This window comes from Blastococcus brunescens, assembly GCF_035320885.1.
Taxonomy (GTDB): domain Bacteria; phylum Actinomycetota; class Actinomycetes; order Mycobacteriales; family Geodermatophilaceae; genus Blastococcus_B; species Blastococcus_B brunescens.
Map to the genome: position 1 here is coordinate 1,970,713 of NZ_CP141261.1, position 25,840 is coordinate 1,996,552.

At 71.0% G+C, this 25,840-nt stretch carries 19 protein-coding genes, 3 rRNA genes and 6 pseudogenes; 25 read left to right on the plus strand and 3 right to left on the minus strand.

Annotation, left to right across the window (positions count from 1 at the left end):
- Window positions 1-2: 2 nt before the first annotated feature.
- From argJ to U6N30_RS13250, 16 genes and pseudogenes are all read left to right on the plus strand, one after another.
- Window positions 3-1,169, plus strand: coding sequence for a bifunctional glutamate N-acetyltransferase/amino-acid acetyltransferase ArgJ (gene argJ / locus U6N30_RS13175; RefSeq protein WP_324277625.1), 1,167 nt, complete (start codon window positions 3-5; stop codon window positions 1,167-1,169).
- Complete coding sequence (gene argB / locus U6N30_RS13180) at window positions 1,166-2,197, plus strand: acetylglutamate kinase (RefSeq protein WP_324277626.1); 1,032 nt, start codon at window positions 1,166-1,168, stop codon at window positions 2,195-2,197. The genes argJ and argB overlap by 4 nt, the downstream gene beginning before the upstream one ends.
- On the plus strand, window positions 2,194-3,255 hold the full coding sequence (locus U6N30_RS13185; protein WP_324277627.1) for an acetylornithine transaminase: 1,062 nt from the start codon (window positions 2,194-2,196) through the stop codon (window positions 3,253-3,255). The genes argB and U6N30_RS13185 overlap by 4 nt, the downstream gene beginning before the upstream one ends.
- Before the next feature lie 120 nt (window positions 3,256-3,375).
- Window positions 3,376-4,320 carry an ornithine carbamoyltransferase gene (gene argF / locus U6N30_RS13190; RefSeq protein WP_324277628.1) on the plus strand — a complete coding sequence of 315 codons (945 nt, stop codon included), beginning with the start codon at window positions 3,376-3,378 and terminating at the stop codon, window positions 4,318-4,320.
- A 19-nt stretch (window positions 4,321-4,339) separates the two neighbouring features.
- Window positions 4,340-4,876: an arginine repressor gene (locus U6N30_RS13195; RefSeq protein WP_324277629.1), complete on the plus strand. Its 537-nt coding sequence runs from the start codon at window positions 4,340-4,342 to the stop codon at window positions 4,874-4,876.
- Between the two features lie 80 nt (window positions 4,877-4,956).
- Window positions 4,957-5,750, plus strand: a pseudogene (gene argH, locus U6N30_RS13200) (argininosuccinate lyase); the annotation flags it as partial.
- Between the two features lie 189 nt (window positions 5,751-5,939).
- The gene (locus U6N30_RS13205) at window positions 5,940-6,326 is read left to right on the plus strand and encodes a hypothetical protein (protein WP_324278286.1); all 387 of its coding nucleotides are present in this window, start codon (window positions 5,940-5,942) and stop codon (window positions 6,324-6,326) included.
- Window positions 6,327-6,358: 32 nt separating this feature from the next.
- A pseudogene (locus U6N30_RS13210) lies at window positions 6,359-6,969 on the plus strand (DNA-3-methyladenine glycosylase).
- Between the two features lie 13 nt (window positions 6,970-6,982).
- Entirely contained in the window at window positions 6,983-7,210 is a 228-nt protein-coding gene (locus U6N30_RS13215; protein ID WP_324277630.1) for a hypothetical protein, read from the plus strand.
- The gene (tyrS, locus tag U6N30_RS13220; protein ID WP_324278287.1) at window positions 7,129-8,031 is read left to right on the plus strand and encodes a tyrosine--tRNA ligase; all 903 of its coding nucleotides are present in this window, start codon (window positions 7,129-7,131) and stop codon (window positions 8,029-8,031) included. Before U6N30_RS13215 ends, tyrS begins: the two co-directional genes overlap by 82 nt.
- A complete protein-coding gene (locus U6N30_RS13225; RefSeq protein WP_324277631.1) occupies window positions 8,028-8,300 on the plus strand; it encodes a hypothetical protein in 273 nt (90 codons plus the stop codon). The genes tyrS and U6N30_RS13225 overlap by 4 nt, the downstream gene beginning before the upstream one ends.
- Window positions 8,301-8,642: 342 nt before the next feature.
- Window positions 8,643-10,160: ribosomal RNA gene (locus U6N30_RS13230) — 16S ribosomal RNA — on the plus strand.
- Window positions 10,161-10,610: 450 nt separating this feature from the next.
- Window positions 10,611-13,739: ribosomal RNA gene (locus U6N30_RS13235) — 23S ribosomal RNA — on the plus strand.
- A gap of 179 nt (window positions 13,740-13,918) precedes the next feature.
- Window positions 13,919-14,034: ribosomal RNA gene (gene rrf / locus U6N30_RS13240) — 5S ribosomal RNA — on the plus strand.
- The 16S, 23S and 5S rRNA genes sit together here, the layout of an rRNA operon.
- 1,296 nt (window positions 14,035-15,330) lie before the next feature.
- Window positions 15,331-16,296, plus strand: coding sequence for a tetratricopeptide repeat protein (locus U6N30_RS13245; RefSeq protein ID WP_324277632.1), 966 nt, complete (start codon window positions 15,331-15,333; stop codon window positions 16,294-16,296).
- Window positions 16,293-16,652, plus strand: a complete 360-nt coding sequence (locus U6N30_RS13250; RefSeq protein WP_324277633.1) for a single-stranded DNA-binding protein — start codon at window positions 16,293-16,295, stop codon at window positions 16,650-16,652. The genes U6N30_RS13245 and U6N30_RS13250 overlap by 4 nt, the downstream gene beginning before the upstream one ends.
- Window positions 16,653-16,659: 7 nt before the next feature.
- On the opposite strand, the pseudogene U6N30_RS13255 reads toward U6N30_RS13250, so the two are convergent.
- Window positions 16,660-18,008, minus strand: a pseudogene (locus U6N30_RS13255) (DUF1015 domain-containing protein).
- A 67-nt stretch (window positions 18,009-18,075) separates the two neighbouring features.
- On the opposite strand from U6N30_RS13255, the pseudogene U6N30_RS13260 reads away from it, so the two are divergent.
- The 3 genes and pseudogenes from U6N30_RS13260 to U6N30_RS13270 form a co-directional block, all read left to right on the plus strand.
- Window positions 18,076-18,399: pseudogene (locus U6N30_RS13260) on the plus strand (tetratricopeptide repeat protein); the annotation flags it as partial.
- 136 nt (window positions 18,400-18,535) lie between these two features.
- Window positions 18,536-19,224, plus strand: a pseudogene (locus U6N30_RS13265) (HAD-IIA family hydrolase); the annotation flags it as partial.
- Between the two features lie 155 nt (window positions 19,225-19,379).
- Entirely contained in the window at window positions 19,380-19,583 is a 204-nt protein-coding gene (locus U6N30_RS13270) for a hypothetical protein (protein ID WP_324277634.1), read from the plus strand.
- Window positions 19,584-19,590: 7 nt separating this feature from the next.
- Here the strand turns inward: U6N30_RS13270 and U6N30_RS13275 are convergent, their stop codons facing one another.
- Window positions 19,591-19,908 carry an alkyl sulfatase C-terminal domain-containing protein gene (locus U6N30_RS13275; RefSeq protein WP_324277635.1) on the minus strand — a complete coding sequence of 106 codons (318 nt, stop codon included), beginning with the start codon at window positions 19,906-19,908 and terminating at the stop codon, window positions 19,591-19,593.
- 184 nt (window positions 19,909-20,092) lie between these two features.
- Between U6N30_RS13275 and U6N30_RS13280 the strand changes: the two genes are divergently transcribed.
- The 6 genes and pseudogenes from U6N30_RS13280 to U6N30_RS13305 all read left to right on the plus strand — a co-directional run bounded on the left by U6N30_RS13280 (window position 20,093) and on the right by U6N30_RS13305 (window position 24,821).
- Window positions 20,093-20,305 (plus strand): hypothetical protein, encoded by a 213-nt coding sequence (locus U6N30_RS13280; protein ID WP_324277636.1) that lies wholly within the window; start codon window positions 20,093-20,095, stop codon window positions 20,303-20,305.
- Window positions 20,305-22,230 carry an NAD kinase gene (locus U6N30_RS13285; protein ID WP_324277637.1) on the plus strand — a complete coding sequence of 642 codons (1,926 nt, stop codon included), beginning with the start codon at window positions 20,305-20,307 and terminating at the stop codon, window positions 22,228-22,230. The genes U6N30_RS13280 and U6N30_RS13285 overlap by 1 nt, the downstream gene beginning before the upstream one ends.
- Window positions 22,231-22,233: 3 nt before the next feature.
- Window positions 22,234-22,404 (plus strand): annotated as a pseudogene (locus tag U6N30_RS13290) (hypothetical protein); the annotation flags it as partial.
- A gap of 901 nt (window positions 22,405-23,305) precedes the next feature.
- Window positions 23,306-24,028, plus strand: coding sequence for a DNA repair protein RecN (locus U6N30_RS13295; protein WP_324278684.1), 723 nt, complete (start codon window positions 23,306-23,308; stop codon window positions 24,026-24,028).
- A gap of 164 nt (window positions 24,029-24,192) precedes the next feature.
- On the plus strand, window positions 24,193-24,345 hold the full coding sequence (locus U6N30_RS13300; RefSeq protein WP_324277638.1) for a hypothetical protein: 153 nt from the start codon (window positions 24,193-24,195) through the stop codon (window positions 24,343-24,345).
- Window positions 24,342-24,821, plus strand: coding sequence for a hypothetical protein (locus tag U6N30_RS13305; RefSeq protein ID WP_324277639.1), 480 nt, complete (start codon window positions 24,342-24,344; stop codon window positions 24,819-24,821). Before U6N30_RS13300 ends, U6N30_RS13305 begins: the two co-directional genes overlap by 4 nt.
- Window positions 24,822-24,967: 146 nt before the next feature.
- Here U6N30_RS13305 and U6N30_RS13310 read toward each other — a convergent pair whose 3' ends face one another.
- The gene (locus U6N30_RS13310; RefSeq protein WP_324277640.1) at window positions 24,968-25,813 is read right to left on the minus strand and encodes a TetR/AcrR family transcriptional regulator; all 846 of its coding nucleotides are present in this window, start codon (window positions 25,811-25,813) and stop codon (window positions 24,968-24,970) included.
- Between the last annotated feature and the right edge of the window lie 27 nt (window positions 25,814-25,840).

Genomic DNA, 25,840 nt, shown 5'->3' on the forward strand with positions numbered 1-25,840 from the left:
CCATGAGCACGACCGCGCCCAAGGGCTTCTCCGCGGCCGGCGTCGCCGCCGGGCTGAAGTCCTCCGGCGACCCCGACGTCGCCGTCGTGGTCAATCACGGTCCCGATGACGCCGCCGCGGCCGTGTTCACGACCAACCGTTTTCCGGCGGCGCCGGTGCTGTGGAGCCGGCAGGTCCTGGACGACGGGCGGGCGCGGGCCGTCGTGCTGAACTCCGGCGGCGCCAACGCGTGCACCGGGCCGGAGGGCTTCGCCGACACCCATGCCACCGCCGAGCACGCCGCGACCCAGCTGGGGCAGGCCGGTCGGGAGCTGGGCGCGATCGACGTCGCCGTCGCCAGCACCGGCCTGATCGGCATGCGACTGCCGATGGAGAAGCTGACCGCCGGGGTCACCGACGCGGTGAAGGCCCTGTCCGAGGACGGCGGGCCGGACGCCGCCCGGGCGATCATGACCACCGACAGCGTGCCGAAGACGACCGTGCAGGAGCGGGAGGGCTGGTCGGTCGGCGGGATGGCCAAGGGCGCGGGCATGCTCGCCCCGTCGCTGGCCACGATGCTCGTCGTGCTCACCACCGACGCCGTGGTCGACCCGGCCGTCCTGTCGACGGCGCTGAAGCAGGCCACCAGCGTCAGCTTCGAGCGGGTCGACTCCGACGGCTGCCTGTCGACCAACGACACGGTGCTGGTGATGGCCAGCGGCGCCAGCGGGATCACGCCCAGCGCCGAGGAGTTCACCGAGGCGCTCACCGCCGCGGCCACCGACCTGGCGATGCAGCTGCTGGCCGACGCGGAGGGCTCGACCAAGGACATCGCGATCACCGTCCGCAACGCCGCCGGCGTGGCGGACGCGCTCACCGCCGGCCGGGCCTGCGCCCGCAACAACCTGCTCAAGACGGCACTGTTCGGCAACGACCCCAACTGGGGCCGGGTGCTGGCCGCGATCGGCACGACCGACGCCGCGTTCGAGGCCGACCAGGTGGACGTCACGATCAACGGGGTCACCGTCTGCCGGGGCGGCGCGATCGGCGATCCGCGCGAGGGCGTCGACCTCACCGGCCGGGCGATCACCATCGACGTCGACCTCAAGGCCGGCACCGACGAGGCCACCATCTGGACCAACGACCTGTCCATCACCTACGTCCACGAGAACTCGGCGTACTCGACGTGAGCGGGAACGAGGCCCAGGACCCGACACCCCCGGACGTCCGGATCGACGAGCCGACCCCGCAGCCGCGGCTGCCGCGGACGGTCGGCACGCGGCGGGTGATGCGGCGGAACGACCCCGAGGGCGACCGGCTCAAGGTCTCCGTGCTCACCGGGGCGCTGCCGTGGCTCAAGGAGTTCCACGGCAACGTCGTCGTGATCAAGTACGGCGGCCACGCGATGGTCGACGAGGAGTGCCGCCGGGCCTTCGCCGAGGACATGGTGTTCCTGCGGACCTGCGGGATCCTGCCGGTCGTCGTGCACGGTGGCGGACCGCAGATCACCGAGATGCTCGGCCGGCTCGGCATCGACAGCGAGTTCCGCGGCGGCCTGCGGGTCACGACACCGGAGACGATCGACGTCGTCCGCATGGTCCTGACCGGCCAGGTCGGGCCCGACATCGTCGGCCTGATCAACCAGCACGGTCCCATGGCGGTGCACCTGTCGGGCGAGGACGGCGGCCTGTTCACCGCCGCCCGCACGCAGGCGGTCGTGGACGGCGAGCCGGTCGACATCGGCCTGGTCGGCGACGTCGTCTCCGTCGACGCCACGCCGGTCACCGCGCTGCTCGAGGTCGGGCACATCCCGGTCGTCGCCAGCGTCGCCCCGGACGCCGACGGCGTGGTGCACAACGTCAACGCCGACACCGCGGCCGCCGCGCTGGCCGCGGCGTTGGGCGCGGTGAAGCTCGTGGTCCTCACCGACGTCGAGGGGCTCTACGCCGACTGGCCCCGTCGCGACTCGCTGGTCCAGCAGATCGACGCCCGCGAACTCGCCGAGATCCTCCCGCACCTGGACGCCGGGATGATCCCGAAGATGGCCGCCTGCCTGCGCGCCGTCGAGGGCGGGGTTCGCCGCGCCACGGTCGTCGACGGGCGCACGCCGCACGCACTGCTGCTGGAGACGTTCACCACCGAAGGCACCGGGACGATGGTCGTCCCGGCTCTGCCGACCACATCCGGATCGACCGAGGAGGAGGGCACAGCACCATGACGCGCACCGAGGAGCTGGCCAGCCGCTGGTCGGCCGTCATGATGAGCAACTACAGGACTCCGCCGGTCGCGCTGGACTCAGGCAGCGGCGCGACCGTCCGGGACGTCGACGGCCACGAGTACATCGACCTGCTCGGCGGCATCGCGACGACGATCCTCGGCCACGCGCACCCGAAGGTCGTCGAGGCGATCACCGCCCAGGCGCAGAAGCTGGGGCATGTCTCGAACCTGGCCATGCACGAGCCGGGAGTACTGCTCGCCGAGCGGCTGCTGGAGCTCGCCGGGCGGCCCGGACGGGTCTTCTTCTGCAACTCCGGCGCCGAGGCCAACGAGGCCGCGTTCAAGATCAGCAGGCTCACCGGGCGGCCCGAGGTGATCACCGCCGAAGGGGCGTTCCACGGCCGGACGATGGGTGCGCTGGCGCTCACCGGCCAGCCGTCCAAGGCGGCCGCGTTCGGGCCGTTGCCCGGAGGCGTGCGTCACGTGCCCTACGGGGACGAGGCCGCACTCGCGAGGATCGTCGGCGAGCGGACCGCCATGGTGCTGCTCGAGCCCATGCTCGGTGAGGGCGGCGTGCTGCCGGCGCCGCCGGGCTACCTGGCCGGCGCGGCATCCGCGGCCGCGGACGCCGGTGCGTTGTTCGCGCTCGACGAGGTGCAGACCGGCATGGGCCGGACCGGCCACTGGTTCGCGCACCAGGCCGACGGCCTCCAGCCCGAGATCATCACCCTGGCGAAAGCGCTGGGCGGTGGGCTGCCGATGGGCGCGCTGCTCGCCTTCGGCGAGGGTGCAGACCTGCTGACGGCGGGTGCGCACGGCTCGACGTTCGGCGGTAACCCGATCGCCGCCGCTGCCGCGCTCGCCGTGCTCGACACGATCCGCGACGAGGGGCTGCTGGAACGGGCCAAGGAGCTCGAGCACCGGTTCACCGCCGGCATCGAGGGCCTCGGTCACCCGGGGGTCAGCAAGGTCCGGGGAGGGGCGCGCTGCTCGGCGTCGTCCTCACCGCAGACGTCGCCCCCGCGCTGGAGGCGACCCTGCGCGCCGCCGGCTTCCTGACCAACGCGGTCGCGCCCGATGTGCTCCGCTTGGCACCGCCCTCGTCCTCAGCGATGCGCAGGTCGACGCCTTCGTCGCTGCGCTTCCTGCGGCTCTCGACGCATCGATGGAGACCCAGTCATGACCCGGCACTTCCTCACCGACGACGACCTCACCCCGGACGAGCAGGCCGAGGTGCTGGCACTGGCGGCCTCCCTCAAGGCGAGCCGGCACACCGCGGAGGCGCCGACCCCGCTCGCCGCTCCGAACGGCGTTCCCCGCGCCGTCGCCGTCCTCTTCGACAAGCCGTCCACCCGCACCCGGGTGTCGTTCTCCATCGGCGTGGCCGAGCTGGGCGGCTACCCGTTGGTGATCGACGCCGGCAGCAGCCAGCTGGGACGGGGCGAGCCGATCGAGGACACCGCCCGCGTGCTCGACCGCCAGGTCGCGGCCATCGTGTGGCGGACCTTCGGTCAGGAGCGCATCGAGGCGATGGCGTCGGCCAGCCGGGTGCCGGTCGTCAACGCGCTGACCGACGAGTACCACCCCTGCCAGATCCTGGCCGACCTCCAGACGGTGGCCGAGCACAAGGGCTCGCTGTCCGGCCGGTCGCTGACCTACCTCGGTGACGGCGCCAACAACATGGCGCACTCCTACCTGCTCGGCGGTGCGACGGCCGGCATGCACGTGCGGATCGGCTGCCCCGAGGCGTTCTCGCCCGACCCCGAGATATTCCTGCGCGCGGCCGGTATCGCGGCCCAGACCGGCGGATCCGTGGAGTGGACGCCCGACGCCGCCAAGGCAGCGGAGGGCAGCGACGTGCTGGCCACCGACACGTGGGTCTCCATGGGGCAGGAGGGCGAGTACGACGAGCGCAGCGCGCCGTTCCGCCCCTACGCCGTCGACGAGGCCGCCCTGGCCCGGGCCGCGGACGACGCCGTCGTCCTGCACCGCCTGCCGGCCTACCGGGGCAAGGAGATCGCCGAGGCCGTCATCGACGGTCCGCAGAGCGCGGTGTGGGACGAGGCGGAGAACCGGCTGCACGCGCAGAAGGCACTTCTCACCTGGCTCCTGGAGAAGTCGTGAGCGACCGACGGGTTCGACGATGACGGGAGCGGTCACGCGCTCGGCACGGCAGGCCCGGATCCGCGCGCTCATCGAGGCGCAACCGGTCACCTCGCAGACCCACCTGGCCGCGCTGCTCGCCGAGTCGGGCGTGGAGGTCACCCAGGCCACGCTCTCGCGTGACCTGGAGGAACTCGGGGCGGTGAAGATGCGGGGCTCCGACGGTGCGCCGGCCAGCTATGTGCTGCCGCCGGAGAACGCGCCGCTGCGTCCCGCGCAGGCCGCGCCCGCCCGGCTCATCCGGCTGCTGGCGGACCTGCTGACCCACGCCGAGGGCAGCGCCAATCTCGCCGTCCTGCGCACGCCCCCGGGTGCGGCGCAGTTCCTCGCGTCGGCACTGGACAAGGTGGGACTCCCCGACGTCCTCGGGACGATCGCCGGGGACGACACTCTGCTGGTCGTCTCGCGCGACCCCGACGGCGGACCGGTCCTGGCCGAGCGCCTGCGATCGCTCGCGGCCGGCACCACACCGAACTACCCCGAACTGAAGTCAGACCTGGAGGACGACGCACCGTGACCCCGGTGGACCCTGCCGACCCCGCCACCTCGCAGACCCGCCTGTGGGGCGGTCGCTTCGGTGGCGGCCCGTCCCCGGCCATGGCGGCGCTGTCGAAGTCCACGGACGTCGACTGGCGACTCGCACCCTTCGACCTGGCGTCCTCCCGGGCCCACGCGCGCGTCCTGCACCGCGCCGGGCTGCTCTCCGACGACGAGCTCGAGCAGATGGTCGGCGCGCTCACCGAGCTCTCCGCCGAGGTGGCCGCGGGCACGTTCGCGCCGATCGAGTCCGACGAGGACGTGCACGAGGCCCTCGAGCGCGGACTCACCGAGAAGCTCGGCACCCTCGGCGGCAAGCTGCGCGCCGGCCGCAGCCGCAACGACCAGGTGGCGACCGACCTGCGTCTCTACCTCCGGCACCACGTGCGGGCCCTGGTCGCCGAGCTGTCGTCGCTGGAGTTCGCCCTGCTCGGCCTGGCGGAGCGCTACCAGGACGTCGCGGCCCCGGGCATGACGCACCTCCAGCACGCGCAGCCGGTGCTCATCGCCCACCAGCTGCTGGCCCACGCGCACTCCGTCGCCCGCGATGTCGACCGGCTGCAGGACTGGGACCGGCGGACGGCGGTCAGCCCGCTGGGCGCCGGCGCGCTCGCCGGCTCGTCCCTGAGGCTGGACCCGGACGCCGTCGCCGCCGAGCTCGGCTTCGACCGGGCGGCGGACAACTCGATCGACGCGGTCAGCGACCGCGACTTCGCCGCGGAGTTCTGCTTCGCCGCCGCTCTGCTCGGCGTCCACCTCTCCCGGTTGGGGAGGAGGTCGTCCTCTGGACGTCGACGGAATTCGGGTGGGCCCGGCTGGACGACGCCTGGGCGACGGGCTCGTCGATCATGCCGCAGAAGAAGAACCCGGACATCGCGGAGCTCGCGCGCGGCAAGTCCGGTCGGTTCGTCGGCAACCTGACCGGGCTGCTCACCATGCTCAAGGGTCTGCCGCTGGCCTACGACCGCGACCTGCAGGAGGACAAGGAGCCGGTTTTCGACTCCATGGAGCAGCTGATGCTCCTGCTCCCCGCGGTCACCGGCATGATCGCGACGCTGACCCTGCGCCCGGAGGTGCTGGAGGCGGCGGCGCCGCAGGGCTTCGCCCTGGCGACCGACGTCGCCGAGTGGCTCGTGTCGCAGGGCGTCCCGTTCCGGTCGGCTCACGAGATCTCCGGCTCCATGGTCGCCTTCTGCGAGGAGGCCGGTCTGGAGCTCGACCAGCTCGACGACGACCAGCTCGCCGGCATCGACGAACGGCTCACCCCCGACGTCCGGTCCGTCCTGTCGGTGCCCGGGGCTCTGGCGGCTCGCAAGGCCCGCGGCGGGACGGCGCCCGAGCGGGTGGCCGAGCAGTTGACGGCGCTCAAGGACCTCGCCGTCGTCCACGCCGACTGGGCGCAGGCCTCACCGGTAACGGGCGCGCTCTGACTGCTCCGGGCCCGCTGCTCACGGCGGACGAGTTGCTCGGAACGGTCGACGTCGTCGCGCCGTCCCTGCTCGGCTGCTGGCTGGTCACCGAGCGGCCGGAGGGCACCGTCGCGCTGCGGCTGACCGAGGTGGAGGCCTACTCCGGCTCCGGCGTGGACCCCGCCGCCCACTCGCACCGTGGACCGACCCCGCGGGCGGCGATCATGTTCGGTCCGCCCGGCCGGCTGTACGTGTACTTCTCCTACGGGGTGCACTGGTGCGCCAACGTCGTCGTCGGCCGGGACGGTGACGGCGAGGCGGTGCTCCTGCGTGCCGGGGAGGTGGTGGTGGGGAGGAGCTCGCCCGTTCCCGGCGGCCGGCCGCCCGCACGCCCCGCGATCTGGCGGGTGGGCCGGCCCGGCTCACTCAGGCGCTGGCCATCGGGCGGGACGATCTCGGCACCGACCTGCTGGACCCCGCCTCGCCGGTGCGCCTGCACCGGGGCCCCGCGCCCGCCGCCATCTCGGCCGGAGCGCGGGTCGGGATCAGCGTGGCGACCGAGCTGCCCTGGCGGTTCTGGGAGACGGACGTGCCGTCGGTGAGCGTGTTCCGGGCGGGTGGGAAGCCCCGTCGCGCGACCGCCGGGCAGGATGGGGCCCCGTGACTGGAGAGTGCGCGTGACCGACGTGATCGACGACCTGCACCGCCGAGGGCTGATCGCCCAGAGCACCGACGAGGCCGCGTTGCGCGCCCACCTCGCCGAGGGCCGGTCGCGTACTACGCCGGGTTCGACCCGACGGCGCAGAGCCTGCACGTCGGCCACCTGCTCCAGTTCATGGTGCTGCGTGCGCTCCAGCGCGCCGGGCACCAGCCCGTCGTCCTCGTCGGAGGGGCCACCGGGTTGATCGGCGACCCGCGCCCGTCGTCGGAGCGGCAGCTCAACGACCGGGACACCGTCGCGTCCTGGGTCGAGCGCATCCGCGAGCAGGTCGCGCCGTTCCTGGACGTGCCGGCCGAGACCGACGGCCTCGAGGGCCCGATCTACGTGAACAACCTGGACTGGACCGCGCCGATCTCCGCGATCGACTTCCTGCGGGACATCGGCAAGCACTTCCGCGTCAGCCAGATGCTGGCCAAGGAGGCGGTCTCCGCGCGGCTGAACTCCGAGGCGGGCATCAGCTACACCGAGTTCAGCTACCAGATCCTGCAGGCCAACGACTACCGGGAACTGCACCGCAGGCACGGGGTCACGCTGCAGACCGGAGGCTCCGACCAGTGGGGCAACCTCACGGCCGGCATCGACCTCGTGCGGCGCACGGAGAGCGCCAAGGTGCACGCGCTGTCCACGCCGCTGGTGACGAAGTCCGACGGCACGAAGTTCGGGAAGTCCGAGGGTGGGGCCGTCTGGCTGGACCCGACGCTCACGTCGCCGTACGCCTTCTTCCAGTTCTGGCTCAACGCCGACGACGCCGACGCCCGGCTGTGGCTGCCGCTCTACTCGGAGCGCCCCGCGGAGGAGGTCGAGGCGCTCATAGCCGAGAGCATCGAACGACCCGCAGCCCGCACGGCGCAGCGCGCGCTGGCCGAGGAGCTGACGGTCCTCGTCCACGGCCGGGAGCAGCTGGAGCAGGCCGAGGCGGCCGGCCGGGCGCTGTTCGGGCGGGACGACCTGTCCGCCCTGGGGAGGACACGCTCGCCGCCGCCCTCCGTGAGGCCGGGAGCGTGACGATCGACGGCGAGCCGCCGTCCCACGCGCAGCTGCTCCAGCTGACCGGCCTCGTGGGCAGCCTGTCGGAGGCCCGCCGCACGGTGAAGGAGGGCGGCGCCTACGTGAACAACGAGCGCGTGACCGACGCCGACGCCGTGCCGGGGGCGGATGCCTGGCTGCCCGGGGGTGGCTCGTCCTCCGGCGGGGCAAGCGCTCGATCGCCGGGGTCCAGCGGGCCGGTACCGCTGCGTCCTGACCCGTCCGCGGGCCCGGTGACAGCCGGGTGACGGGGCCGCGACGGGTTCGTGTCGGGCGTCACCCGCAGCGGGTTTGACACCGCCCGCGGACGCACGTAACTTTCTCTCTGCGCCGCGCGAGACCCCGTCCGGGGCCAGCGCGAGGGTCCTGCGGGGTCCGAACGTTGTGCGGCGCCACACCGAGAAGCCGTCTCGAGCGAAGCCCGTCAGGGTGGAGTTCGAGCGCGTCCGCTCTTTGAGAACTCAACAGCGTGCCGAAAGTCAGTGCCAAGTAATACCCCGTGCCGGGGCCCTTCGGGTTCTGGTTTGGGATTCCTTTGGTTGATTGATATCGCGAGTGTCAGCTCGCGGTTCTCAGCTGGTTCAAATTCATCTACGGAGAGTTTGATCCTGGCTCAGGACGAACGCTGGCGGCGTGCTTAACACATGCAAGTCGAACGGTGAACTCCGCTTGCGGGGGATCAGTGGCGAACGGGTGAGTAACACGTGGGCAACCTGCCCTCAGCTCTGGGATAACTCCAAGAAATTGGGGCTAATACCGGATATGACTGCTGACCGCATGGTCTGGTGGTGGAAAGATTTATCGGCTGGGGATGGGCCCGCGGCCTATCAGCTTGTTGGTGGGGTAGTGGCCTACCAAGGCGACGACGGGTAGCCGGCCTGAGAGGGTGACCGGCCACACTGGGACTGAGACACGGCCCAGACTCCTACGGGAGGCAGCAGTGGGGAATATTGCGCAATGGGCGGAAGCCTGACGCAGCGACGCCGCGTGGGGGATGACGGCCTTCGGGTTGTAAACCTCTTTCAGTAGGGACGAAGCGGAAGTGACGGTACCTACAGAAGAAGCACCGGCCAACTACGTGCCAGCAGCCGCGGTAATACGTAGGGTGCAAGCGTTGTCCGGAATTATTGGGCGTAAAGAGCTCGTAGGCGGTTTGTTGCGTCGGCTGTGAAATCCCGAGGCTCAACCTCGGGTCTGCAGTCGATACGAGCAAACTAGAGTGTTGCAGGGGAGACTGGAATTCCTGGTGTAGCGGTGAAATGCGCAGATATCAGGAGGAACACCGGTGGCGAAGGCGGGTCTCTGGGCAACAACTGACGCTGAGGAGCGAAAGCGTGGGGAGCGAACAGGATTAGATACCCTGGTAGTCCACGCCGTAAACGTTGGGCGCTAGGTGTGGGGCTCATTCCACGAGTTCCGTGCCGCAGCTAACGCATTAAGCGCCCCGCCTGGGGAGTACGGCCGCAAGGCTAAAACTCAAAGGAATTGACGGGGGCCCGCACAAGCGGCGGAGCATGTTGCTTAATTCGATGCAACGCGAAGAACCTTACCTAGGCTTGACATGCACGGAAATCCTCCAGAGATGGTGGGTCCGTAAGGGTCGTGCACAGGTGGTGCATGGTTGTCGTCAGCTCGTGTCGTGAGATGTTGGGTTAAGTCCCGCAACGAGCGCAACCCTCGTCCTATGTTGCCAGCACGTGATGGTGGGGACTCATAGGAGACTGCCGGGGTCAACTCGGAGGAAGGTGGGGATGACGTCAAATCATCATGCCCCTTATGTCTAGGGCTGCAAACATGCTACAATGGCCGGTACAAAGGGCTGCGATACCGTGAGGTGGAGCGAATCCCAAAAAGCCGGTCTCAGTTCGGATTGGGGTCTGCAACTCGACCCCATGAAGTTGGAGTCGCTAGTAATCGCAGATCAGCAACGCTGCGGTGAATACGTTCCCGGGCCTTGTACACACCGCCCGTCACGTCACGAAAGTCGGTAACGCCCGAAGCCGGTGGCCCAACCCTTGTGGAGGGAGCCGTCGAAGGCGGGATCGGCGATTGGGACGAAGTCGTAACAAGGTAGCCGTACCGGAAGGTGCGGCTGGATCACCTCCTTTCTAAGGAGCACTGGCCGCTCTCCTCGTGAGGGTGGTCCAGAGCCGCGCCCAGGACGCGATGGCCCGTCACTACCGATGGGTCGGGTGTTTCTGGGGTGGTGCTCGAGGGTGGAACGCTGACCAGTTCGGCCGCCGGCTTCGGTCGGTCCTCAGTACGGCGTCGCTTCGGTGGCGTGTGGAAGTGGATCGCGTGGAGTGCGGGGGTCGTAGGCGCGCTGTTGGGTCCTGAGGGAGCGGGCGACCGTTTGCTCATGTCGGGGCCGGTCTGCATCTCATACCGTCGTCGCCCTGTGGGGTGGTGGGTCTGGTGGGGTGGGGGTGATCGGTGTCTGGTCGTACGTTGAGAACTGCACAGTGGACGCGAGCATCTTTTGACTCTGATTAGCAGAGTTCTTGTAGGCCCGCCCGTCTTTGTTCCTTCCGGGGCAATGGTGGGTGGGATTTTTGTGTGGCCAAGTTGTTAAGGGCGCACGGTGGATGCCTTGGCACCAGGAGCCGATGAAGGACGTAGGAGGCTGCGATAAGCCTCGGGGAGCTGTCAACCGAGCGTTGATCCGAGGATTTCCGAATGGGGGAACCCCGCACCAGTCATGTGGTGTGACCCGCGCCTGAACACATAGGGCGTGTGGAGGGAACGTGGGGAAGTGAAACATCTCAGTACCCACAGGAAGAGAAAACAACCGTGATTCCGTGAGTAGTGGCGAGCGAAAGCGGATGAGGCTAAACCGATCGCATGTGATAGCCGGCAGGCGTTGTGTGGTCGGGGTCGTGGGACCGTCTGGAGTGTTCTGCCGAGCACTCGGGGAGTGAGAAAACAGCGTCGTTAGTGGAAGGCCTCTGGAAGGGGTCGCCGTAGAGGGTGAGAGCCCCGTACACGAAAACGCGTTGTCTCCCTTGGGCGTGTTCCCAAGTAGCACCGAGCCCGTGAAATTCGGTGTGAATCTGGCGGGACCACCCGCTAAGCCTGAATACTCCTGGTGACCGATAGCGGACAAGTACCGTGAGGGAAAGGTGAAAAGTACCCCGGGAGGGAGTGAAATAGTACCTGAAACCGTGTGCCTACAAGCCGTGAGAGCCTTATGTCGCTTCGTGCGATGGGGGTGATTGCGTGCCTTTTGAAGAATGAGCCTGCGAGTTAGTGGTACGTGGCGAGGTTAACCCGTGTGGGGTAGCCGTAGCGAAAGCGAGTCCGAACAGGGCGAGTCAGTCGCGTGCCCTAGACCCGAAGCCGAGTGATCTACCCATGGCCAGGTTGAAGCGCGGGTAAGACCGCGTGGAGGACCGAACCCACCAGGGTTGAAAACCTGGGGGATGAGCTGTGGGTAGGGGTGAAAGGCCAATCAAACTCGGTGATAGCTGGTTCTCCCCGAAATGCATTTAGGTGCAGCGTCACGTGTTTCTTGCCGGAGGTAGAGCACTGGATGGCTGAGGGGCCCCACAAGGTTACTGACGTCAACCAAACTCCGAATGCCGGTAAGTGAGAGCGTGGCAGTGAGACTGCGGGCGATAAGGTTCGTAGTCGAGAGGAAACAGCCCAGATCATCGGCTAAGGCCCCTAAGCGTGTGCTAAGTGGAAAAGGATGTGGAGTCGCAGAGACAACCAGGAGGTTGGCTTAGAAGCAGCCATCCTTGAAAGAGTGCGTAATAGCTCACTGGTCAAGTGATTCCGCGCCGACAATGTAGCGGGGCTCAAGCACACCGCCGAAGCCGTGGCATTCATGCAACAGCCTGTCGCCGGCCTCGAGCCGGCGGCCAGGTGTGTGGATGGGTAGGGGAGCGTCGTGTGGCGGTGGAAGCGGCGGAGTGATCCAGCCGTGGACGCCACGCGAGTGAGAATGCAGGCATGAGTAGCGAGAGGGAGTGAGAACCTCCCCGCCGGAAGACCAAGGGTTCCTGGGCCAGGCTAATCCGCCCAGGGTGAGTCGGGACCTAAGGCGAGGCCGACAGGCGTAGTCGATGGACAACGGGTTGATATTCCCGTACCCGCGAAGGAACGCCCATGCTGAACCCAGCGATGCTAACCGCCCGAACGCCCGTGACCGATCCTTTCGAGGTGAGGCGTGGGTTCTAGCGCGGGACCCGGACTGGTAGTAGGCAAGCGATGGGGTGACGCAGGAAGGTAGTTCTACCGGTGAGTGGTAGTACCGGGGCAAGGGTGTGGCCCGCGACGTAGGTAAATCCGCGTCGCACGAGGGTGAGACCTGACGCATAGCCGAATGAGGCGAATTGGATGATCCTATGCTGCCGAGAAAAGCCTCTAGCGAGTTCCGAGCGGCCCGTACCCCAAACCAACTCAGGTGGTCAGGTAGAGAATACCGAGGCGATCGAGCGAACTGTGGTTAAGGAACTCGGCAAAATGCCCCCGTAACTTCGGGAGAAGGGGGCCACTTCCTGTCAACACCTTGACGGTGGGCAGCGGGGGTGGCCGCAGAGACCAGTGAGAAGCGACTGTTTACTAAAAACACAGGTCCGTGCGAAGTCGTAAGACGATGTATACGGACTGACGCCTGCCCGGTGCTGGAACGTTAAGGGGACGGGTTAGTCCTTCGGGGCGAAGCTCAGAACTCAAGCGCCAGTAAACGGCGGTGGTAACTATAACCATCCTAAGGTAGCGAAATTCCTTGTCGGGTAAGTTCCGACCTGCACGAATGGCGTAACGACTTCTCAGCTGTCTCAACCACAGGCTCGGCGAAATTGCACTACGAGTAAAGATGCTCGTTACGCGCGGCAGGACGGAAAGACCCCGGGACCTTTACTATAGCTTGATATTGGTGTTCGGTTCGGCTTGTGTAGGATAGGTGGGAGACTGTGAAGCGGGCACGCCAGTGTTCGTGGAGTCGCCGTTGAAATACCACTCTGGTCGAATTGGATGTCTAACCTCGGTCCGTGATCCGGATCAGGGACAGTGTCAGGTGGGTAGTTTAACTGGGGCGGTTGCCTCCCAAAATGTAACGGAGGCGCCCAAAGGTTCCCTCAGCCTGGTTGGCAATCAGGTGTCGAGTGCAAGTGCACAAGGGAGCTTGACTGTGAGACCGACGGGTCGAGCAGGAGCGAAAGCTGGGACTAGTGACCCGGCACCGGCATGTGGAAGCGGTGTCGCTCAACGGATAAAAGGTACCCCGGGGATAACAGGCTGATCTTCCCCAAGAGTCCATATCGACGGGATGGTTTGGCACCTCGATGTCGGCTCGTCGCATCCTGGGGCTGGAGTAGGTCCCAAGGGTTGGGCTGTTCGCCCATTAAAGCGGTACGCGAGCTGGGTTTAGAACGTCGTGAGACAGTTCGGTCCCTATCCGCCGTGCGCGTAAGAGACTTGAGAAGAGCTGTCCCTAGTACGAGAGGACCGGGACGGACGAACCTCTGGTGTGCCAGTTGTACCGCCAGGTGCACTGCTGGTTAGCTACGTTCGGCAGGGATAACCGCTGAAAGCATCTAAGCGGGAAGCTCGCTTCAAGATGAGGTCTCTCACCGGGTCAACCGGGTAAGGCCCCCGCCCAGACCAGCGGGTTGATAGGCCGGAAGTGGAAGCACCGCGAGGTGTGCAGCTGACCGGTACTAACAGGCCGAGGGCTTGACCACACACACCTCCCTCTTTCTTCGACCGGGGTGCGGGAACACTGGTCAGAGTCGTTTACGAAGATTGCTTCGCGTCCACTGTGCGGTTCTGAACGCACGACCACTCCGGTTCCCCACCGGAGGTGCGGTCGACAGCGTTCTTCCGGTTCCCCACCGGAGGTGCGTTGATATGTTCACAGAGTTACGGCGGCCATGGCGAGAGGAAACGCCCGGCAACATTCCGAACCCGGAAGCTAAGCCTCTCAGCGCCGATGGTACTGCCCTGGAGACGGGGTGGGAGAGTAGGACGCCGCCGGACAACCATTAGCGAACGGGGGTCAGAGCCACAGGCTCTGGCCCCCGTTCGCGTTTGCGTCCGGTAATGCCGTCGGCCTCCTGCCGACGCGCGCCGCCAATCGAAGAGGTGCTCCGAAGTCATGACAACTCCGCGACGCGACTCCAGTGGAGCGCGGGACGACCGCGGCTCCGGGGCAGGCCGAGGTGCTTCCGGTAAGGGGCAGGCGGGCACGCCGCGAGGTGGCGCGGCCGGCCGCGGTGGAACCTTGGGAAGCGGTGGTGCCCGTCGAACGGGTGGGGGCTATCCGCGTGGAGGGGCGGCGTCCGGGGATGGGCCTGCCGGCTCACGCGGCGGGGCTTCGTCCCGTGACGAAAGGCCCCGTGGGCAGGCTCGCCCGCACTCAGACCGCCCCTCGGGCGGCGACCGACCGCAGCGTGCCGGAACGCCTCGTGGGGACCGGCCGACGGGTGATCGTCCGCAGTGGCAGGACCGTCGACCGCAGGGTGACCGTCCGCAGCGCTCGGGTGGGCCCCGGACCGATCGGCCGACGGGCGATCGTCCGCAGTGGCAGGACCGTCGTCCGCAGGGTGACCGTCCGCAGCGCTCGGGTGGGCCCCGGACCGATCGGCCGACGGGTAACCGTCCGCAGTGGCAGGACCGTCGTCCGCAGGGTGACCGTCCGCAGCGCTCGGGTGGGCCCCGGACCGATCGGCCGACGGGTGACCGGCCGCAGTGGCAGGACCGTCGTCCGCAGGGTGACCGTCCGCAGCGCTCGGGTGGGCCCCGGACCGATCGGCCGACGGGCGATCGTCCGCAGTGGCAGGACCGTCGTCCGCAGGGTGACCGTCCGCAGCGCTCGGGTGGGCCCCGGACCGATCGGCCGACGGGCGATCGTCCGCAGTGGCAGGACCGTCGTCCGCAGGCTGACCGTCCGAAGTCGCACGACCGTCGTACCCAGGGCGACCGACCCGCCGGCGGGGGCATGAGCGTCCCGAGGGATCGCGGAACGCCTCAGGTCAGTGGCAGGAGCGCGCCGAGCGCAGCGGTCCACACAGCGGTCGTCCCGCAGGCGGCCGTCCGCAGTGGCAGGACCGAGGGGCCCGGAGCGACCGCCCAGAACGGTCCGGCGCTCCCGGCGGAGGCAACTGGCGGGACCGGCGTCCGTCCGACGACAGTCGCAGGGCGCCGGCCCGGGGTGCCGGGCGACCGTCCGCGGCCGGGGAGGAGCGTCGGCCTCCGCTCCCTCCGGGGCCTGCCATCCCGGAGTGGGTCGATGTCCGTGATCTCGACCCTGCGGTGCGCGGCGCCCTCCGAGGGATGGACCCCCGCAACGTCGAGCGGGTGGCCGCCCACCTCGTGGCCGCCGGCACGCTGGTCGAGGAGGATCCGGCTGCCGCGCTCGCGCACGCACGTGCCGCCAGGGACCGCGCGTCCCGCGTCGCTGCGGTCCGTGAGGCGGTCGGAGTGGCCGCCTACCACGCTGAGGACTACGCCGAAGCGGCCCGCGAACTCCGGGCCTACCGCCGCATGAGCGGCGACGAGGGTTACCGAGCCGTCCTCGCCGACTGCGAACGAGCACTCGGACGCCCCGAGGTGGCGCTGCGGCTCGTCGCCGAGGCCTTGGCCGACGCCCCCGAGGCCGACGAGACGGTCGAGCTCCGGATCGTCGAGTCCGGCGCCCGGCTCGATCTCGGTGAGGGCCCTGCAGCACGCCTCGTGCTCGAGGCGGCGCTGGGGAGCCCGCTGGAGCCGGACGCCCTGGAACCGGGGAACGACGCGCGGCTGCGGCTGGCCTCTGCCTACGCCGATCTGCTGGAGCTGCAGGGCGAGACCGAGCGGGCCATGGACTGGATCATCGCCATTGCCGCGGCCGATCCGGAGGGTGTGACCGGAGCAGTCGATCGGCTGGGCATCGAGTTCACCGATCTCGAGGAGGAGCCGGGCGACGCGGAGTCGCTCGACCCGGTGGACGTCCCCGACGCGCAGGACGGGGATGCGGCGGATGCGTCCGACGACGGGCCGAGCGCGCCGGAGGTGGTGACACCTCTGCCGGAGGACGACCACGGCCTGGGCCGGAGCTTCGACGAGGAGGTGGAGGCCGAGGTGGCTGAGCTGCTGGGGAGACCGGTCCGCCGCCGGCCGACGCCGGGCCGGACGGGGACCGGACCGACACGCACTGACCTCCGACATCGGCGGCACGCTCGTCCACAGCGCCTGGCGGCGTCCACAGATGCTGCCGGGCGCTGTGCCCGGGGCGGCGGCGGCGGCAGTCTCGCTGCATGAGCGTGGCTGTGATCGACCGGAACGACGTGGTGCTCCGTGGGCGGCTGTCGGCGCCGGCCGAGATCCGGACCCTGCCCAGCGGTGACCCGCTGCTGACCTTCCGGCTCGTGGTCCGTCGGCCCGCGCCCCGGGCACGAGGGCAGTCGGTCGACGTGCTCACCTGCATCACCTACGAGCGTGGCCTGCAGCGGCGCGCGGCACTCTGGCAGCCCGGGGACGTCGTGGAGGTGGAAGGTACGCTGCAGCGGCGGTTCTGGCGGACCGGCACCGGCACCGCGTCCGTCTGCGAGGTGAACTGCCGCAGGGGCCGGAAGGTGCCACGAGCAGCAGCCGGCGCCGGCGAGCGGACGGCATGAGTGAGTCTCAGTCCGCCAGGGGCCGGAACACCAGGCCCGTGCGGGGCTTCGGCACGAACAGCGTCGACTTCCGCGGCATCCGGGCGCCGGCCCGAGCGACCGCGGCGACGTCGGCGGCCGACGGAGCTCTGAGCAGCAGCGCCACCCCCGCGCGGCGGGATGCGGTCTGCAGCGCCTCGTCCACGGTGTGCGCGATCAGCACCGAGTCGGGATCGTCTGCGCGCCGCCAGAGCCGCTCGATGAGGCCGTAGTGGGCCACGACCACGTCCAATCCACGCCAGGCCGGCGGAGCCTCCGCCGGCACGGCAGCGCAGACCTCCGCCGTGGGCCCGGAGAGTCGGAAGAGCCGCGTGCCGTCCGTGACCAGGAACCCGGTCTCCTGCGGGTCCGTCGTCCACCGCTGCACGGCGCCGGCCGTCCCGCCGCCGGTGCTCGTCAGCTCGGTGACGTGGAAGCCGGTCGCAGCGGACCGGACGGCGCTGTCCAGGTCCAGGTCGGGGACGGCGCGGTGGATCGGATCGACCCGCAGGCCTCCCGGTCCCATCGGGGTCAGCAGCGCGAGGACCCGGCCGCTCCCGGGCCCCGCCTGGCCACCGCGGTGGTGGGCGCGGGCCGCGGCGAAGCGGTGGTGCCCGTCGGCGATGACCGCGTGCGTCCGGCCCAGTGCGCCGGTGAGGCGCGCCAGCACGCGGTCATCGGTCACCCGCCACAGCCGGTGCTCGACGCCGTCGCCGTCGCCGACCCTCATGTCCGGCGTGCCCCGGCGCACCTCGGCACTCAGCGCGTCGACCTCGGGGCGGGGTCGTGGGCGAGGACGATGGGCTCGAGGTCGGTCACCGTCGCCGCCAGCAGCGCGCGTCGTCCCTCCACCGCCGGCGCGTAGGTGTCCTCGTGCGGCAGCACCGCCGTCGACCCGGATGGGGGCAACGCCACCGCGCCGAGCCAGCCGGTCGTCGTCGGTCCGCCACCGGCCGGGCCCAGCTCGTAGAGCCACATCCCCGGCTCGGTGTCCCGGACCAGCACCCGGTGCTGTCGCCAGCGTCGCAGGGTGCCGGCGGCCAGCTCCGCGGACCGCAGGACGGCGCCCGCGTCACCGTCGGGTCCGGGACCGGCGAGCGGGAGGATCAGCCGGACGACGTTGTGCGGATCGGCGGCGGCCAGTCGCTCCCGGCCGGACGGCGATACCAGGTCGTAGGCTGGCGAGCTCACCCGGGCGAGGTGCTCGGGGTCCTGGTGCCGGTAGGTGAGGGCGCGGAAGGGGCGGACGTCCAGTCCCGTCGCCGACGCGGACGGCCGGGACGACGACGATTCGAGCACGAGGTCGATCGTAGGAGCGCGCCGCTGCTGACCGGGCACGAGCCGTCCGGCCGGGCCGGGGCACGGGCCGCGCGTTCCCGGTCCGCCCGAGGGAGGAGGTGCACGAGTGCCGGAGACATCCCCCGACGGCGGCGTCTACGAGTGGTACCAGCGCGGCATCCAACTCCTCCGGGACGGCCATCCCGCCGCAGCGGCCACACTCCTCGGCCGGGCCTCGGTCGCGGAGCCGGACTCGCGGAGCATCCTCGAGGCCCTGGCCCGCGCCCAGTACGACGCGGGACGCTACGAGGAGGCCGTCATCAGCTTCACGACGCTGACCGCCGTCAGCCCCACCGACGACTACGCGCACTTCGGGCTCGGCCTCGCCGCCAGCCGCGCCGGGGAGTTGCGGCTCGCCGCCGAGCACCTCGCGCTGGCGGTCGCCATGCGCCCCGACGCCGCCCATTACGCGCGTGCCCTGCGCGGGGTCCGGCCCGGCAGGCGGCCGAGTCCACGTGACCGATACCGAGCCAGGGATCTCCGGTGCTGCGGCGTTGCGCGCCGGCAGCCTCCGCGCGCCGGTCGACGTGTACGACGTCGCTCTGCTCGACCTCGACGGCGTCGTCTACGTCGGTCCCGACGCCGTTCCCGGCGTTGCCGACGCGCTCACGGCTGCCCGTACGGCTGGGATGCGCCTGGGGTTCGTGACCAACAACGCCGCCCGTACACCCGAGGAGGTGGCCCGGCACCTGACCGAGCTCGCCGTCCCCGCGGACGCGGCCGACGTCATCACCAGCTCCCAGGCGGCGGCCACCGTGGTGGCTGAGCTCTTCGGACCCGGCGCGCGGGTGCTCCCCGTGGGTGGGCCAGGGGTCACCGCCGCCCTCGCTGCCGCCGGTCTGACCGTGGTCGGAGGCCCCGAGGACGAGCCGGTCGCGGTCGTCCAGGGCTACGGCCGCGAGGTGGGCTGGGCGGAACTGGCCGATGCCGTCGTCGCCGTCCGCAACGGTGCTCGTCACGTAGCCACCAACGCCGACGCCACCGTCCCCTCCCCGCGCGGCCCACTGCCGGGCAACGGGGCGTTGGTCGGCGTGGTCCGCGACGTCACCGGCCAGGCGCCGCTGGTCACGGGCAAGCCCGATCCGGCCATGCACGCCGAGTGCGTCCGCCGGACCGGCGCGCGGCGGCCGCTGGTCGTCGGTGACCGGCTGGACACCGACATCGAGGGGCCCGCCGGGTCGGAGCGGCGAGCCTGCTGGTCCTCACCGGCGTCACCGACCCGACGGCGCTGCTCGCCGCCGGGCCGCACCAGCGTCCGGATCTGCTGGCACACGACTGTGCCGGCCTGCTGCGCCCTCACCCGCCCGTCGTCGCCGCCGGCTCGGCCTGGCGGTGCGGGAGTGGACAGCCCGAGCCGGAGAAGGCGGTGACGTGCTCCTCCTCGAAGCCCTGGGGCGGGCGGAGGGCCGGGCGGCGACCGACGACGGACTGGACGGGCTCCGGGCGTTGTGCGCGGCACACTGGAGCCGCCATCCGGCCGACGGGGCACCGGCCGACGTCGTGGCGGCCGGCCCGCGGGCGCAGGAGGCCCTGCGTCGGTGGGGTCTGGCGTCGGCAGCCCGGAACGCCGGGTAGCGCGCCCCTAGAGCAGCTTGCGCAACCTCAGCAGGTCGCGGAGCCCCGCCTCCAGCTTGACGCGGCCGGTCGCCCAGGCCTGACCGAAGTGCAGCTGGCCGTCCACCATGGCGACCAGGTCATCGCTGGCCATCGTCAGCCGGATGTCGGCCTTCGGCACGGCCGGGCCGTGCGGCAGCACGTGCAGGTCGCGGACCGCCCCGGAGCTCAGTCGCCCGAGCACGACCTCGTCGAGATCGGTGAGGCGGCAGGAGAGGCTGCGGTCCAGGCCCGCGGCCGCCGAGTTCCTCGCCAGGTCTCCGAGGATGCTCTGGAGCGCCGTCATGCACTGATCCATCGTCGCCACGGGGGCGGTCCTCCAACGCTGCACAGGTGGTCGTACCGGTCGCGGGACGCTACCGCCCGCTCGCCGCCCGTGCCCCTCGCCCGGGGCCGGTAACCTCGCCAGCGACGAGAACCAGCTGACCGGGGGACCGGGGCTGGACGCCACTCCACCGGAAGGCAGCGCGATGACCGAGCCGAGCACGCCGCGACCGGTCCCGGGTCCGCCGCGCCCCGGCCCGCGTCCGGAGGAGCACGGCGCAGCGTCCGGAGCCGAACCGGCGCCGTCCGCCGACCCGTTCGCCGATCTCGCCCAGCGGCCCATCGCCGAGCACGTCGCGGTCTTCGAGACCGAGCACGCCCGGCTCGAGCGCGAGCTCGGCACGATCGACCAGCTCTGATGGCCCGCCGCAGCCGGCTCGACGCGGAGCTCGTGCGGCGCGGCCTGGCCCGTTCCCGCGAGCACGCCGTCACGCTCATCGCCGAGGGTCGGGTGGCGATCTCCGGACAGGCGGCCACCAAGCCGGCGACCGGCGTCGACGCCGCCACCCCTGTCGTCGTCCGCACCGATCCCGACCAGCCGAGCTGGGTCTCCCGCGGGGCGCACAAGCTCCTGGGCGCGCTGGACGCGTTCCCCGTCCCCGTCGAGGGACGACGTGCCCTCGACGCCGGAGCGTCCACCGGCGGCTTCACCGAGGTCCTGCTCCGCCGGGGCGCGGTCGAGGTGGTCGCCGCCGACGTGGGGTACGGCGAACTGGCCTGGTCGCTGCGCACCGACGACCGGGTGCGGGTCCTCGAGCGCACGAACGTCCGCACGCTCACCCCGGAGGCGATCGACGGTCCGGTGGACCTGGTGGTCGCCGACCTCTCGTTCATCTCCCTGCGCCTGGTCCTGCCCGCCCTCACCGCCTGCGCCACCGACGCCGCCGACCTGCTGCCCATGGTCAAGCCGCAGTTCGAGGTCGGCCGGGAGCGCCTCGGCGCCGGGGAGTGGTGCGCGATCCCGAGCACCGGGTGCAGGCCGTCATCGAGGTGGCCACCGCCGCCTCGGCGCTCGGCTGGGGTACCGCAGGGGTGGTGGCCAGCCCACTGCCGGGGCCCGCCGGAAACGTCGAGTTCTTCCTGTGGTTGCGCAGGGACGCGCCACCGGTGCAGGAGGAGGACGTCCGCCGCGCCGTCCAGGAGGGCCCGGCGTGAGCCCACGCAGGGACACAGCATCGACGCGAGCACGCTCGACCAGCACCACCGAGGAGATCACGTGAGCCAGCCCCGCCAGGGCGCACCCGCACAGCCGGAGGAGCCCCGTCGGGTCCTGCTGACCGTGCACACCGGCCGCCGCGACATCGTCGACCTGGCCCGCACCTCGGCCGCCCGGCTGACCGCGGCCGGCATCGTCGTCCGCGTGCTGGCCGACGAGGCCGACGACCTCGACATCGCCGACGCCGAGATCGTCGCCGCCGACTCGCTCGCGGCCAGCGGCGCCGAGATCGTCATGGTCTTCGGTGGGGACGGCACCTTCCTCCGCGCGGCGGAGCTGGCGCGGTACACCGACGCCGCCCTCATGGGCGTCAATCTCGGCCGGGTCGGCTTCCTCGCCGAGACCGAACCGGAGGCGGTCGAGGAGACCCTCCACGCGATCGAGCGCTGCGAGTACTCCGTCGAGGAGCGTCTCGCCCTCGAGGTCGACGTCCTCGACGGCGCCGGCACGATCGTCGGCGGGACATGGGCGCTCAACGAGGTCTCCGTCGAGAAGGCGCAGCGCTCTCGCGTGCTCGACGTCGTCCTGGCCATCGACGGGCGTCCGCTGACCAGCTTCGGCTGCGACGGGGTCCTCTGCGCCACCCCGACCGGTTCGACGGCGTACGCGTTCTCCGCCGGTGGCCCCGTCGTCTGGCCCGACGTCGAAGCGTTGCTCCTAGTCCCGAGCAACGCCCATGCCCTGTTCGCACGGCCGCTGGTCACGTCGCCGGACTCGGTCCTCACGATCGCGGTCCCGGCCGACGGCAACCGGTCACGCGTGTCGGCCGACGGCCGCCGGGTCGTCGAGGTGCCCGACGGCGGACGCGTGGACGTCCGACGGGCCGACCGGCCGGTGCGCATCGCTCGCGTGCACGCCTCGACGTTCGGCGACCGACTCGTGGCCAAGTTCGGCCTGCCGGTGCGGGGCTTCCGGGACGCCCGCCGCACCGGACCGGGCCACGAGCTCTTCAGCAGCCGCAGCATCCCGGCTTCAGACGTCGTTGCCGGGGACGTCGTGGCTGGGGACGTCGTGGCCGGGGACGTCGTTGCCGGCGACGAGGGCCCCGCGGCGCCACGACGGAGGTGACCGGTGCCGGCTCGCACGACGACGACTGAGCGGCCCGCGGAGACGGCAGCCCCGGCAGTCGGCACGTCGTCCGGGCAGCTGACCGAGCTCCGGATCCGCGGGCTGGGCTCGATCGACGACGCCACCCTGGAACTGGGCAGCGGCCTCACCGTGGTCACCGGTGAGACCGGCGCCGGCAAGACGATGGTCGTCACCGGACTGACCCTGCTGTTCGGCGGTCGGGCCGACCCGGGCCGTGTGCGGGCGAGCGGAAAGGCCGGCGTCGAAGGCCGCCTGGTCCTGCCCCCGGAGTCCCCGGCCTGGGCGCGGGCCGCGGACGCGGGCGCCGACCCCGACGACGACGGCAGCCTGATCCTCGCCCGCACCGTCAGCGCCGAGGGCCGTTCGCGGGCCTTCCTCGGCGGTCGCAGCGTGCCCGTCGGTGTCGTCGCCGAGCTGTCCGAGGGCCTGCTGGCCGTCCACGGGCAGACCGACCAGCTGCGGCTGTCCCGCCCCGCCGAGCAGCGCCGGGCCCTGGACCGCTACGCGGGCCCGGCCCACCTCGCGCTTCTCGACCGCTACCGCGAGGCCTACCAACGCTGGCGCGAGCTGGTCGCCGACCTCGACCGGCGGCACAGCCAGGCCCGCGAGCTGGCGCAGGCGGCCGACGTCCTCCGGCACGGCCTCGAGGAGATCGAGACCGTCGCACCCGAGGCCGGCGAGGACGAGACCCTCGACACCCAGGCCAAGCGACTCGCCGACGCCGACGCGCTGCGCGCCGCGGCCGACGAGGCGCGGATGGCCCTGATCGGCGACGTGACCGGCGACCTCGGCGGGGAGAGGTCCCCCAGGACGCGACCGCCGCACTCGCCATCGCGGAGCGGGCACTCGCCGGGTCGGACGACCCCACGCTCGTCCTGCTGGCCCAGGACCTCGCCGACGCCGTCGCCGTGGTGTCGGACGTGTCGGCCCAGCTGGCCGTCTACGTGGCAGACCTGGACGCCGACCCGGGACGGCTCGCCGAGGTCCTCGACCGCCGCGCCACCATCACCGCCCTGGTGCGCAAGTACGCAGGCCCGGGGAGGGTGTCGCAGGAGTGCTCGCCTGGGCGGAGGACGCCGCGGGCCGGCTGGCGGAGCTGGACGTCTCCGACGAGGCCCTGCAGGCGCTCACCTCGGCCCGCGACGCCGCGCGCGCCGAGGTGGACGAACTCGGCGCGGAGGTCTCGGCCGGTCGGCGGACGGCGGCGGAGGGATTCGCCACCGAGGTGGGAGCCGAGCTGGCCGGCCTGGCGATGAAGAGCGCCAGCGTGTCCTTCTCCATCGACAGCCATGCCGACGAGCCGGGGCCCGAGGGCGTCGACGACGTCGCCTTGCTCCTCGCGCCCCACCCGGGAGCCCCGCCTCGCCCGGTGCACAAGGGCGCGTCCGGAGGTGAGCTGTCGCGGGTGATGCTCGCCATCGAGGTGGTCTTCGCCGGAGCCGACCCGGTGCCCGTCATGGTGTTCGACGAGGTGGACGCCGGGGTCGGCGGCCAGGCAGCCGGCGAGATCGGCCGGCGGCTGGCTCGCCTGGCCCGTGACCACCAGGTCGTCGTCGTCACCCACCTTGCGCAGGTCGCCGCGTTCGCCGACACGCACCTGGTCGTCGACAAATCGCCCGACGCCGCAGCCGGGGTCACGGCCACCGACATCCGGGCGGTCGAGGGCGAGGACCGTGTCCGGGAACTGGCCCGGATGCTCTCCGGCCTCAGCGACAGCGACACCGGGCAGGCCCACGCGCGGGAGCTGATGGCCGTCGCGGCCACCGGTCGCGACTGAGCGCCGGCGGGGTGTGGCGCACGCCACGGACGGGTGAGGGCGGGCGTGCGACGCGCGAGCGCGGGGTAGGCGGCCAGCGTGACCTGCTTCTCCTCCGCCGACGAGTCGGCGCACTACGGCTTCTCGGTGTGCATGTTGCTGGAGCAGTACCGCTCCCAGCTGCGATGGGAGGAGGAGGGGTCGTCGAGCTCGGCACCGGTGACGCCACCGCGATCGCCGACGTGGTGCGTGCGCTGCCGTCGCTTCGGGTCCGGGGCTACGACGTCAGCGCCCCTCGGTCGAGACGGCGCGCGCCAACATCGCCGCCCGGGGCGTGACCGACCGCTACGCCGTCGAGCTCGGTGACTTCTTCGACCAGTCGGACGCCGCCGGGGGACCGCCGGTGTCGACGGTCATCTCCAATCCGCCCTACATCCCGGCGCCCGACCGCGACATCCTCATGCCGGAGCTGTGGGGCGGCGTCCACGGCAACGACCTGATGCTGCAGCTGCTCAAGGCCGGATACGACAACCTGATCGCGGCGGTCGCGAGCTACTCCGACCCGGTCGAGACCGTCCGTACCGCGGGCGACCTGGGCTACCGGGTGGCCAACTTCCTCGCCATGGGGCTGGACTTCGGGACGTACAGCAGCGAGCCCAAGGTCCGTGACCACATCCGACGGCTGTGCGACGAAGGCCGCGGGTGGGCGGGCGAGGACGGGTACATGGTGGCCGTCGCCCTGTTCACCCGGAACCCCGACGTCCCCGGCGACCGAGCCGGCCAGCTGCTGCATTCACTCCAGATCACGCCGTGATCTGACCGCGCCCAGGAGCCGTTCCCCGCTGGGCTGAGCCGTTGCCGGCCCTCCTCGGGGAACCCTCCGGGTCCCCGCTCCTCGGGACCGCCTCGCGGGGCGGCTTCCTGCCACTCCTCGGCGACCCTCCGGGCCCCCTCGTCGGGTCAGCGCCGCTTCGCGTAGCCCGCGAGCCCGAACTGCAGCAGCGACAGGCCCCGGCGGCCCTGCCTGCGCAGTTCCGCCGCGAGCTCCGGTCCGGAGACGCCGTCGAGCACCCGGTCACGGGCCAGCTCCAGCAGCGAGGCGTAGAGGCCGAGGACGGCGTGGGCGGCCAGCCACGGTTCGACCGCGTGCGGGCGCGCTCCGGTCTCCTCGGCGATCAGCGCGGCCAGGGAGTCGGTCAGCTCACCGAGGATCTCCCGCTCGCGCACCTGCAGCGTGCGGCTGCTCCGGACGATGCGGGCCATCCGGCTCACGCCGGCCCCGGCCTCGGGCGAGCCGAGCAGGCTGACCGCCCCCACCACGAAGCTGCCCGCAGCGGCAGACACCGATTCCCCGGCCGGCCGGCGACGCACCGCCTCCAGCAGGGCGGTGCGCATCGGCGGATCGGCGTCGAAGACCAGCCCCTCCTTGACCGGGAAGTGGTTGAACACCGTCTTCTCCACCACGCCGGCGTGCCGGGCGATCTCCATCACGCTGACGTCGTCGAAGCCGCGCTGGGCGAACAGCTCCGCCGCGGCGTCGACGATCCTGGCCCTCGTCTCCTGACGCTTCCGCTCCCGCGCGCCCGGCTCGCCGGCCGCCCGTCGGGCCCGGCGGGGCCGCGGCTCCGGCGGCGCGGCTGGATCGGCCTCGGGCGCACGGGCCGCCGGTGGCGCCGGCCGGTCCTCGGGCCTGGGACGGGCCGACGGAACTGCCCGGATCACCGCTCCGGCGGAGGGATTCGCCGCGGTCGGCTCCCCGGCGGGGAGGTGGGTGTCGCGGGGCAGGGCGTGGGCCACTCCAGTCACATGGGCAACGCTAGTCACAAGTCGGTA